Source organism: Holzapfeliella floricola DSM 23037 = JCM 16512 (assembly GCF_001436605.1).
In the GTDB taxonomy this organism is placed as follows: Bacteria; Bacillota; Bacilli; order Lactobacillales; family Lactobacillaceae; genus Holzapfeliella; species Holzapfeliella floricola.
Genome location: NZ_AYZL01000019.1, coordinates 45,160 through 57,069, shown reverse-complemented (window position 1 = coordinate 57,069; position 11,910 = coordinate 45,160). Strand labels below are relative to the sequence as shown.

Here is an 11,910-nt window from a genome sequence, read left to right as displayed (position 1 = left end):
TTTTTAAAAGCGAGGATGTTATTATCATTACAAGCACATCACAAGTTAGAACCTTTAATGTTGGCCAGAGAGTCACAAAGGTCTTATGATAATAACCCAACTGTAAGCTTATCCGGATTTTCAGCTAAAGTGTACGCTCAACTTGTACGGCTGAATTAATCAATGTACAGTTACAACCATCATTAAGACTAGACAGTAGACTCTTTGGAATTTTTCCAAAGAGTCTTTTTTATTGGTTTTGATTCTGTAATTAATAAAGATTACTCCAGAGAGGGTAAGTTAATTAGGAGGCAAAAATATGACAAAACACTTTGTTGATATGAATAGTGACTCACCAACCAAAATTGTTAAGCTAATTCAATTGAGTGAACAATTTAAAGCAGGATTTAAAGTCAATGTAAAGCGCCCGGTTTACGCCGCAAATTTGTTTTTTGAAAATAGCACAAGAACGCATGCGTCATTTTATATGGCAGAACAAAGATTAGGTATGACCGTTTTAGATTTAAATATGGCAACTAGCTCCACTCAAAAAGGTGAGTCGCTAGAAGACACAGTTAAAACCTTGCAGGCTTTGGGAACCGATATTGAAGTAATTCGCCATAGTCAAAACGGGTGGTATGAGGCAATGGTTGCCGACAAAAGTTTTACAACGTCGCTTGTCAACGGTGGAGATGGGTCAGGACAACATCCATCCCAGTGTTTACTTGATTTAATGACAATTTATGAAGAATTTAGCTATTTCAAAGGATTATCAATCGGCATTATTGGTGATTTAGCCCATTCACGAGTTGCAAAGTCAGATGCACAATTGCTTCATAAATTAGGGGCAAACGTCTATTTTTCAGGACCAAAAGAATGGTATGACGAGTCATTTACACCTTATGGGCAATACGTTGAAAATATCGATGAGTTGATTGAAAAATTAGATGTCGTCATGTTACTACGCGTACAACTTGAACGACTCAATACTAATTCAGTCAAACAATTTAAAGCCTTAGATTATCACACTCAATTTGGACTTACCAAAGCCCGATTAAAAAAAGCTAAGCAACAAGCGATTATCATGCACCCAGCTCCAGTTAATCGCGGGGTTGAAATCGATTCAGATTTAGTGGAATCTCCACAATCACGTATATTCAAACAAATGGCCAATGGCGTTTTTGCCAGAATGGCGATTCTAGCTAGTCTACTTGACGAAAAAGGGTTATTACAGGAGGATTTGAACATTGACTAAATTGACTTTAATTCAAAATGTAAAATTAAATAATGAATTGGTGTCCCTTTTAATTGAGGATAACCTCATCAAACAGATTGCACCAACCATTGCACCAACACCAGAGATGACCGTGATTGAAGGTGAGGAGAACACCATTCTACCGGGATTAATTGATGTCCATGTTCATTTTCGAGAACCTGGTTTAACTTATAAAGAGACGATTAAAACAGGGACAAAAGCGTCTGCGCGTGGCGGATTTACAACTGTGTTTGCCATGCCAAATGTCAAGCCAGTTATCGATAATCCCGAGAGCTTACAGCAGATGATTGAATTAAACCAACGAGATGGTGTGGTTAAAACTCAGCAATATGCGGCTATTTCAAGTAATTTGAGTGCTTTAGATAATACCGATATTGAAAAAATGGCTCAAATGGGAGCTATTGGATTTACGAACGATGGTTGTGGTGTGCAACAAGCTAATATTATGTACGAAGCTATGTTAAAAGCCAAAGATGTGAATAAGCCAATTATTGCTCACGTTGAAGACAACAGCTTAACTAACCAAGGAGTTATGAATGAAGGCGAGTCATCAAAAAAATTAGGCTTGCCAGGAATTAGTCCATTAAGTGAGTCTTCCCAACTAGCAAGAGATTTAGTTTTAGCTCACAGTACAGGCGTTCATTATCATGTCGCTCATATTTCGACTAAAGAGTCTGTGGAACTGGTACGACTAGCTAAACAAATGGGCGTTAACGTGACGGCAGAAGTTTCACCTCATCATTTATTATTAGATGATTCAATGGTTGAATCCGATAATCCAATGATGAAAATGAATCCACCTTTACGATCAAAGGCTGATCGCAAGGCACTTATTGCAGGCTTGATTGAGGGCACAATTGATATGATTGCGACTGATCATGCTCCTCACAGCCAAGAAGAAAAGCAGGGCAGTATGACAACTGCAGCTTTTGGAATTGTGGGAATTGAAACCGCATTTAGCTTAATTTATACCAAATTTGTTAAAAGTGGATTAGTCGACTTGGCAACTTTAGTGAAGTGGATGTCAAAAAATCCAGCACAAGCCTTTTACATTCAAGGCGGGCAACTTGAAATCGGGAAACCAGCAGACCTGACGATTATGGATTTAGACTCAGAATATGAAATTAAAGCAGAAGATTTCCTATCTAAAGGAACGAATACACCGTTTTTAGGATGGCAAGTTTTTGGACAAACAAAATACACAATAGTAGATGGCAAAATCGCATACAAGGGTTAAGTTTAAGGGGGCAACTAACATGAAAAGATATTTAGTTTTAGAAGACGGCAGCGTATATACAGGTGAAAGTTTTGGCTCTACCAAAGATGTTTATGCAGAACTAGTATTTAACACTGGCATGACGGGTTATCAAGAAACCATTACTGATAACAGTTATCAAGGTCAAATGATTAATTTTACTTATCCATTGATTGGAAATTATGGGATTAATCTAGAAGATTCTGAAGCTGACAAACCAGCTGCTGCTGCAATCATTGTTCATGAACTTGCTCGAAGAATTGGGAATCAAAGAGCAGACATGACACTACAAGAATATGCTGAACAACATGAGTTACCTGGAATTATGGGGATTGATACCCGTGAATTAACGCAAAAAATCAGAGATTATGGCTCAATGAAAGCCATTATTGTTTCTGAAATTGACCAAGCTAAGATTGACGCTATTTTGAAAACTAACCTCAATAGTCAATTCCAAAATGATACTCAAGAAGGCGAATCCTTAGATGATAACACGGGTCATACAGTAGCGGTTATTAATTTTGGAATCAAAGATTCTATTATTAAAGCCTTGCAAGCACATCAACTTCACGTTGTACTATTTCCTTATACAACTACTTTTGAAGCGGTTGAAGCAGTCAACCCAGCAGGCATCTTACTTTCAAATGGGCCAGGAGATCCTACGAATCATCAACAAGTTCTGCCTTTGATTAGACAATTGCAAGCACGTTATCCACTGATGGGAATTTGTATGGGCCATCAACTTTTTGCTTTAGCTAACGGAGCCACAACTTACAAAATGAAATACGGTCACCGTGGGTTTAACCATGCAGTTTATGATTTTGAAACTGGTCAATCAAACTTCACCTCTCAAAATCACAGTTATGCCGTCGATGAAGCATCTGTTCAAAATACGCATCTACAAGTGACGCAAAAAGAAGTTAACGATAATACCGTTGAAGGATTGAAGTTAATGAATCGCCCTGCTTTTTCAGTCCAATATCATCCTGATGCTTGTCCAGGTCCACATGATGCAGCATACATGTTTGACCGTTTTGTACAAATGATGACAAAAGCTGAAAGGAGATTACAACATGCCTAAACGTTCAGATATTAAAAAAATTCTGGTAATTGGTTCTGGACCGATTATTATTGGTCAAGCAGCAGAATTTGATTACTCAGGCTCACAAGCTTGCTTATCACTAAAAGAAGACGGTTATGAAGTGGTCTTAATTAATTCAAATCCTGCCACCATTATGACTGACCATGATATTGCCGATAAAGTCTATATTGAACCTATTACATTAGATTTTGTAACAAAAGTCATTGAAAAAGAACGTCCTGATGCGATTTTAGCCACTTTAGGTGGTCAAACCGGACTTAATATGGCTAAAGAACTCGCTGATTCTGGTGTGTTAACTGAGTATAACGTTGAAGTACTAGGTATTAACTTACATACCATTGAAGAAGCAGAAGATCGTGACAAATTTAAGCAGTTAATGGAGCACTTGCATGAACCAGTTCCTGAGTCAGCGATTGCCAATACCTTAGTTGAATCTAAAGCGATTGCCCGTCAAATTGACTATCCTTTAGTGATTAGACCAGCTTATACCTTAGGCGGTACAGGTGGTGGCTTTGCCCATAGTGATAAAGAACTTGAAGAAATTGTGACTAACGGTTTAGAACTTTCGCCAGTTAATCAAGTTTTGGTGGAGAAATCTATTTCGGGATTTAAAGAAATTGAATTTGAAGTGATGAGAGATCATGAAGACAATACTTTAATTGTTGCTTCCATGGAAAATATTGATCCAGTTGGGGTACACACTGGTGATTCAATTGTGACCTCACCCGTGCAAACCTTATCAGACCGTGAATATCAAATGATGCGAGATTCAGCAATCAAGATTATCAAAGCCCTTAAAATTGAGGGGGGTTGTAATGTTCAAATGGCATTAGACCCAAAAAGCTTGCAGTATTATATTATTGAAGTTAATCCGCGAGTGTCGCGTTCATCAGCCCTTGCTTCAAAAGCGACAGGGTATCCTATTGCAAAAATTGCAGCTAAGATCGCCGTAGGTTACTCTTTAAATGAAATTAAAAACCCAATTACCAAAACAACCGTCACAAACTTTGAACCAGCTATGGATTATGTTGTCACTAAAATTCCAAGATGGCCCTTTGATAAATTCCCAACTGCGGATAACACGCTAGGGACACAAATGAAAGCCACTGGTGAAGTCATGGCTATTGGCCGTAACTTTGAAGAATCCATTCAAAAGGCAATTCGTTCACTTGAAATTGAAATTACAGGAATTGAAGATATCAATTATGAAACGATTGCAACTACTGATTTAATGAAGAAACTCAATCCTGCGACAGATGATCGATTATTTATATTATTTGAACTCTTGCGTCGTGGGATTGATATTGATGAGTTAGCTGATTTAACCCAAATTAATGTGTTCTTTTTAGATAAACTGCTTCATATTTTAGAAATTGCAAAAGCTCTTCAAGTACAAAAAATTGATATTTCCCTAATCAAAACCGCTAAAGAAAATGGCTTTACTGACAAAACAATCGCCCACTATACCAATTCTACAACTGAAGAAATCCGTCAATTAAGAAAAGAAGCAGGGGTTATACCAGCTTATAAAATGGTTGATACAGTGGCAGGTGAATTTGAATCAAAAACGCCTTACTACTACTCAACTTATGATTATAAAAATGAATCTACCGCTTCTGATAAAAAGTCCGTCTTAGTGTTAGGTTCAGGTCCTATTCGAATCGGACAAGGGGTCGAATTTGATTATGCGACGGTTCATAGTGTCAAGGCAATTCAAAAACTGGGTTATGAAGCCATCATCGTCAATTCCAACCCTGAAACAGTTTCCACTGACTTTTCTATTTCAGATAAACTGTATTTTGAACCACTCGATTTAGAAGATATTTTGAACATTATTGATTTAGAACAGCCCATGGGTGTTGTAGTGCAATTTGGTGGTCAAACCAGTATCAATTTAGCCAAAAAACTCCAAGACCATGGCGTGAATATTCTTGGGACGACAGTTGAGGATATAAATCGGGCCGAAGACCGTGACTTATTTAATCAAGTGATTCAAAATGCGCGTTTAGCTCAACCAAAAGGTGATACTGCAACGACAGTCGAAGAAGCGGTTACCATTGCTAATACCATTGGTTATCCGGTGTTAGTTCGACCTTCTTATGTGCTAGGTGGACGTGGTATGGCGGTCGTTCAGTCTGATAAAGAACTGATTAATTATATGACTCGAGCAGTTGCGGTTTCACATGACCATCCGGTACTTATTGATGATTATCTTGAAGGTTTTGAAGCTGAAGTTGATGTGTTATCTGATGGCAAAACAGCTGTTATTCCAGGAATTATGGAACATATTGAAAAAGCCGGCGTGCACTCAGGTGATTCAATGGTGGTTTATCCCACTCAACGGCTATCACAATCAGTTAAAGACCAGATGACAACGGCCGCCATTAAGTTAGCCAAAGAACTGCAAATCATTGGCATGATGAATATTCAGTTCGTGATCAAAGATGATATTGCTTACGTGATTGAAGTTAACCCACGTGCTTCTCGAACTGTACCATTTATCTCAAAAATCACGAATACCCCTCTAGCACAACTGGCAACGCAAGTGATGTTAGGTCAAAAACTTAGTGAGTTAGGGTTTAAAGATGGAGTCTTACCTGAAACAGAATTAATTCATGTTAAAGCACCTGTTTTCAGTTTTAATAAAATCCATAATATTAATACTTTGCTTGGACCAGAGATGAAATCAACAGGTGAAGTGATGGGAACAGGCCGAACTTATCAAGAGGCGTTATATAAAGCATTTGTTGGTGCTGGAATTAAAGTCATCAATAACGGCACTGTTTTACTGGCTATGGATCCTCAAAATCCCAATGCCCTAACCAAAGTAGCCCAAGAATTAATTGAGAAAGGATTCAAATTGCTCGCTATTAATAGTAATTACACGATTTTAAAAGAAGCAGGAATTGAATCTGAATTAGCAAGCGAGTCAGAACTTGCAACAGATGCTTTAGCTTATTTACGTCAAAAAGAAGTCGAAATAGTGATTAATACTTGTGACAATGTTGATTTAGATTCTGCTCAAAATCACTTAATCAGAAGCGCTGCTATTGAAGATAATCTGAGTTTATTTACAGCACTCGATACTATCAATGTTTATCTATCCATTTTAAAGACAACTGTTGACCAACTAGAAGTGACCGAAGTTTATTAAAGGAGTTTACACATGACCAATCGTTTACACGCAACCATTGCTGATATTAATTTTGAAGGTATTTTAGCTAACGCTTCAGGTGTCCATTGTCAAACAAAAGAAGAACTAGCCGAACTGTTAGCTTCCCCCTACGTTGCAACTGCTGTAACTAAAAGTTCGACTAAAGAAGTCAGAACAGGAAACCCTAAACCTTCTTACTACGAATTTGAGCAAGGTTCTATCAATTCTATGGGGTTACCGAATAACGGATTTGACTACTACTTAGACTATGTTAGTCAAGACCACTCACAAAAACCCGTTATTTTATCAGTGGCTAGTCTATCAATGACTGAAGGAATTGAACTTTTAAAACGAGTTCAAGATTCAGATTTTCAAGGAATCACAGAGTTTAACTTATCCTGTCCAAATGTTGTGGGCAAACCTCAGGTCGCTTACGATTTTGAAACAACTCACCAGATTTTAACCGAAGTCTTCAAATTCTTCAAAAAACCATTAGGTGTCAAATTACCGCCTTACTTTGATTTTGCCCATTTTGATCAAATGGCTGATATCTTAAACCAATTTCCGCTATCACATATTAACTCAGTGAATTCAATTGGCAATGGATTATATGTTGATGTGGAAACTGAAGCTTCAGTCATTAAACCTAAAAAAGGTTTCGGTGGCCTAGGAGGTGCGATGATTCTTCCGACAGCACTTGCGAATGTCCGCGCTTTTCGCGAACGATTAAATCCAGATATTAAAATTATTGGGACTGGTGGTGTGACCAGTGGAGAAGAGGTTTTTGCGCATATATTATGTGGAGCTGACCTAGTTTCTGTTGGAACAGAACTCCAACGACAAGGAATTGGCCTTTTTGAGAAATTACAACATGAATTACTGATGATTATGAATGAAAAAGGTTATCAAAGTATTGATGAGTTTAAAGGTCAATTGAAAACAATGTAAAAAAATAAGAGATCGATAATGATCTCTTATTTTTTTTGTCTATTTTTCGTCCATTCAAATGCGGTTGAAATAATGGTTTCTAGATTTGTATGTTCAGGGTGCCATTTTAGAACTTTTTCGGCTTTTGTGCTGTCGGCTACAAGTTCATCTGGATCTCCACCACGTCTTGGGGCATCTTTTGCTACAATTGATTGCCCAGTAATTTCACGAGCAGCTTCAACAATTTCCTTAACTGTAAATCCTGTCTTAGATCCTAAGTTAAAGACATCACTTTTACCACCATTATCAAGATAGTTTAAGCTTAAATAATGTGCGTGCGCTAAATCAATAACGTGAACATAATCACGAACATTATAACCATCACGTGTATTGTAATCATTTCCAAACATTTGAACTTTATCTCGAACACCATCAGCAGCTTCTAAAACGATAGGAATAAGATGTGTTTCTGGATTGTGATCTTCGCCTAACTTACCATCTAAACTCGCACCCGCAACATTGAAGTAACGTAAGGCAACATATTTAATACCATAAGCTTGTTCAGCCCACTTCATAATTTGTTCCATCATTAATTTGCTTTGGCCATACGGATTGATTGGGTTAGTTGGGTCAGTTTCTTTAATTGGCATCGTTTTTGGCATACCATAAACTGCCGCTGTTGAAGAAAAAATCAGTTTTTTAACATTAAATTGAACCATTACTTCTAGCAATTTGATCAATCCATTCACATTGTTATCGAAGTATTTAAGCGGATTCACAACAGATTCTGGCACGACACTGTCTGCACAAAAATGAATAACTGCTTCAATATTTTCTTTGACAAAAACGTGACTTAAAAAGTCAGTGTCTCGAATATCACCTTCATAAAATTTAGCTTGTTGATTAATAGCGTATCGGTGCCCTCTACTTAAGTTATCAACGACAACGACCTCTTCATTTTGTTCAGTTAATTCTTTGACCATTTGTGATCCGATATAGCCGGCACCACCTAAAACTAAAATTGCCATTATTTAATCTCCTTTTGTATCAATACATCTGTTTTATTGTAATATATCAAATTTAAAATAACAATTTTCTTTAGCAATACTTAATAACGTCTTTCTACCTATTATATAATAGTTATCCATTTATTTTTAATTTAAAACTTAAATTAAAAATAGTTATTAAATTCAAAAAAACAAATAACTTCTGAAAATCATTATTCCCAGAAGTAAAAAATAATTAAAATGAGGTGCAATCGCACCTCATTTTAATTGGCAGAAATATAATTTTTAATTCCTTTTTGCCATAATAAATATGAAACTATAAAAAATATAAATGTCATTAATATTAAAGATACTAACATTTTAATACCTAGATTAACATAACTGTCTGTTGTTACTAAATAAATTAGTCCATTTGACAATGATAACACTGGAATCAAATAAATAAGAATTAATCTGATTTTTGAAGGATAAATGCCTTGTGGCCGATTAGCCGAATCAATCAAATATTCTGGAACACCATTCAACGCTGTTAGATTGTCCTTAAAAAAAGCAACTTCAACGACAATTTGATTCAATGAAAAAATAAATAAAATTCCTATGAGATAAAATAGTCCGACTATTATCCATTGAATCAATCCTATATGAAACTGAGTAATCAAAAATACAGTAAAGGGTAAATAAATAATGAGGTTTATCAAGCTTGGAAAATCTAATTTTCTTAAAGCATAGTAAAAATAAGAGTTCAAAGGTCTTAAAAAAATATAATCTAAATCGCCTGATACGATATCTTCAGCTAAGCTTTCGTGTGCGGCAATAAATAAAAATTGATAAGTAGAAGTCATATATTGCTGCTTTGATTCCCGATCTTTTTTGATAAGTTTGATAGTCGTAACTGACATGATTCACCATAATGTAGCTCATAAATAACCTCCCTCCACTTTTTAAATAAGTTTAAGATTAATTTTATCATTTTAATTTAATGATATCAACAAAAAATAAAAAGGCTCTTTAATTTGAACCTTTCAACTTATATTGCTAATCCATCATGATATCCACGCTTATAATTTTTGATTGAATCTTTTGTCAGCGTTTGGGGTAAGTGACTTAAACTGGGCATTTTTTCTGGATAGTGATGTATTTTTTGACTGTTAACCATGTTTTCCAAAGCTTGGCTATAGCCTAAATCGTAATCACTTTTATTATCATGTCCAAGTTGCTGTTCATATTTTAATCGTAAATAGGCTAATTCTTCGATAAAATCAAGAGCTAAGTCATTATTATTACACTGTGTTTCCTGCATAAACTTGTCACCTCTGTTTTAAATAACATCAAAGTAATTAATGTTTTATTCTTACATCGGTAATACTAACCCTTATGTTAATAATCCACAAAAATAACGTTTTAAAATAAAGTTATTCGCAAATATACTTACACTAAAAAATATTAAACCATTAGCAAGTCTCCAAATTTTTCTTTAATAAAGTCTTCTAAAATAGCTATATTTTCACCCAATTCTAAAAATGTTGAATACATAAATAATTCATTATTATTGAAATAAATAGTCTGGGGAATAATGTGCTGATTGTCATAAAACCAATCTTCCAGCCTAATACCTCGTTGTTTTAACAAATTATAACTTTGTCCTTCGTCTGTTATTTTCCAACTTCTTGAATCGGTTTGTGACATTTGAATACTATCACGTTGTTTAATTTCAACAATATTTTTCATGTTAAACCTCCAATAAGTTAATGATTAATATGATAATATCATTTTTTTTTAATAAAAAAGAGGTTTTCTTAAAAAGATTACCTTTTCTTAAACTTAATAAAAATTCACTTTGAAATCATTAGTATTTTTTATATACTAAATATGTACGTACTATTGTAATTAAAGATTATTAAAGGATGACTTATGAAGTTTTCTCGTAATATCAAAAAAATCAGAACAGATAATGAACTTACACAAGAAGAATTAGCCAAGATATTAAATGTTTCTCGAAAAACTATTTCAAGCTGGGAAACAGAAAGAAGTTTCCCAGATATTGAGACTTTGAATAAACTCAGCCACCAATTTGAAATTCCTATCAATCAGTTACTTGAAAAAGACTTAGATGCTAAAAAGTATATCCCGCACTTATTTGTGAAAAATCATGAAAAAAGTTCACTAAAGCATCTTTGCTTAGTTCAGTTGGTATTCATCTTTATTGGGTATTTAACATTGTTAGAAGTAATCAATATACCACTAACTAGTTTTATTTTGTTATTTATCACACTAGTAACTTCCCACCATATCTCTCGCAACTTTCCTGTCAATACATTACGAATTTATAAGCGCAATAGTCTTTTCTTTTTGATTGGTGTTTTGCTTATTAATTCAATTTTAGGATTTTCAGGTCTGATCAGAAATATCATCTTAGAACAACCTAATGTATATTATCTTAATGGCTCTATTGTCGGAAAGACAATCATAATTATTTTGTTAAGCATTAGTATGTATGTTTTATTTGATACCAGACATTTATTTTTATATAAAAAACGCAAACCTTAACAACTAAAGTTTGCGTTTTTTGTGTCTAAGATACGTAGCATTCTCAAGTTCTTTTTTTTAGCTACACTTTTAATAAAACTTGTTTTATAGTTAGAATTGTTCGTTATGACACTACTTTTGTTTTACATTTAGTAACAGGATGATATTATTCGGGGGTAACTTTTAAGTTTTGTTTATAATAAAGGTAACATTATTCTTATTATAATGTGAAGACAAATTCATTAGTGTAAGGGACTTATTACAGCATAAGATTTATTCATAGTTTTTTTATTATCATGAATTTTTCGTTTGAGATAATTCCACTTATAAACTTGATAAACAATTAAAACATATTATAATGAAGATACTATTAATAAATCTTACAAAAAAGAGGTTACTATGTCTATAATAACCTCTTTTTTATTTTGCCAATAACAGTTATAATTAAGTGACAACTATAGTGTTAAGGAGGATTTTGTATGTGGGACTTTATTCGTGGCATTTTTGACCATTTAAGATAAAATCGATAAAAAGCATCGACTTGTTTTGATGCTTTTTTATCATTCATACACAAATCCTAGCAAGTTAAGGAGAAATTCATTAAATGAAATTATCAATCGGGACGTTACAAACCTTCGATTTTTTAGGTAAACAATTTTTTAATAAAGTGTGGAACAATTACCA

Annotated in this window: 11 protein-coding genes; 7 read left to right on the top strand and 4 right to left on the bottom strand. The window is 34.6% G+C overall.

The genetic code is table 11. The features are described from left to right. Positions 1 to 15: 15 nt before the first annotated feature. The 6 genes from FC86_RS06615 to FC86_RS03875 all read left to right on the top strand — a co-directional run bounded on the left by FC86_RS06615 (position 16) and on the right by FC86_RS03875 (position 7,714). Positions 16 to 159 (top strand): hypothetical protein, encoded by a 144-nt coding sequence (locus FC86_RS06615; RefSeq protein WP_162257574.1) that lies wholly within the window; start codon positions 16 to 18, stop codon positions 157 to 159. Positions 160 to 298: 139 nt separating this feature from the next. Beyond that, a complete protein-coding gene (locus tag FC86_RS03895) occupies positions 299 to 1,234 on the top strand; it encodes an aspartate carbamoyltransferase catalytic subunit (protein WP_056974764.1) in 936 nt (311 codons plus the stop codon). A 1-nt stretch (position 1,235) separates the two neighbouring features. Then, positions 1,236 to 2,492: a dihydroorotase gene (locus FC86_RS03890; RefSeq protein WP_056974818.1), complete on the top strand. Its 1,257-nt coding sequence runs from the start codon at positions 1,236 to 1,238 to the stop codon at positions 2,490 to 2,492. A gap of 19 nt (positions 2,493 to 2,511) precedes the next feature. Continuing rightward, the gene (locus tag FC86_RS03885) at positions 2,512 to 3,591 is read left to right on the top strand and encodes a carbamoyl phosphate synthase small subunit (RefSeq protein WP_056974763.1); all 1,080 of its coding nucleotides are present in this window, start codon (positions 2,512 to 2,514) and stop codon (positions 3,589 to 3,591) included. Then, entirely contained in the window at positions 3,584 to 6,766 is a 3,183-nt protein-coding gene (gene carB, locus FC86_RS03880) for a carbamoyl-phosphate synthase large subunit (RefSeq protein WP_056974762.1), read from the top strand. Before FC86_RS03885 ends, carB begins: the two co-directional genes overlap by 8 nt. Before the next feature lie 12 nt (positions 6,767 to 6,778). After that, complete coding sequence (locus FC86_RS03875) at positions 6,779 to 7,714, top strand: dihydroorotate oxidase (RefSeq protein ID WP_056974761.1); 936 nt, start codon at positions 6,779 to 6,781, stop codon at positions 7,712 to 7,714. 26 nt (positions 7,715 to 7,740) lie between these two features. Here the strand turns inward: FC86_RS03875 and galE are convergent, their stop codons facing one another. The 4 genes from galE to FC86_RS03855 all read right to left on the bottom strand — a co-directional run bounded on the left by galE (position 7,741) and on the right by FC86_RS03855 (position 10,428). After that, on the bottom strand, positions 7,741 to 8,721 hold the full coding sequence (gene galE / locus FC86_RS03870) for a UDP-glucose 4-epimerase GalE (RefSeq protein ID WP_056974760.1): 981 nt from the start codon (positions 8,719 to 8,721) through the stop codon (positions 7,741 to 7,743). Positions 8,722 to 8,963: 242 nt separating this feature from the next. Beyond that, positions 8,964 to 9,599 (bottom strand): ABC-2 family transporter protein, encoded by a 636-nt coding sequence (locus FC86_RS03865; protein ID WP_056974759.1) that lies wholly within the window; start codon positions 9,597 to 9,599, stop codon positions 8,964 to 8,966. 128 nt (positions 9,600 to 9,727) lie between these two features. Then, positions 9,728 to 10,000, bottom strand: coding sequence for a hypothetical protein (locus tag FC86_RS03860; RefSeq protein ID WP_056974758.1), 273 nt, complete (start codon positions 9,998 to 10,000; stop codon positions 9,728 to 9,730). A gap of 143 nt (positions 10,001 to 10,143) precedes the next feature. After that, positions 10,144 to 10,428 (bottom strand): hypothetical protein, encoded by a 285-nt coding sequence (locus tag FC86_RS03855; protein WP_056974757.1) that lies wholly within the window; start codon positions 10,426 to 10,428, stop codon positions 10,144 to 10,146. 183 nt (positions 10,429 to 10,611) lie between these two features. Here FC86_RS03855 and FC86_RS03850 point away from each other — a divergent pair, with 183 nt between their 5' ends. Then, positions 10,612 to 11,247 (top strand): helix-turn-helix transcriptional regulator, encoded by a 636-nt coding sequence (locus tag FC86_RS03850; RefSeq protein ID WP_056974756.1) that lies wholly within the window; start codon positions 10,612 to 10,614, stop codon positions 11,245 to 11,247. Positions 11,248 to 11,910 lie beyond the last annotated feature (663 nt).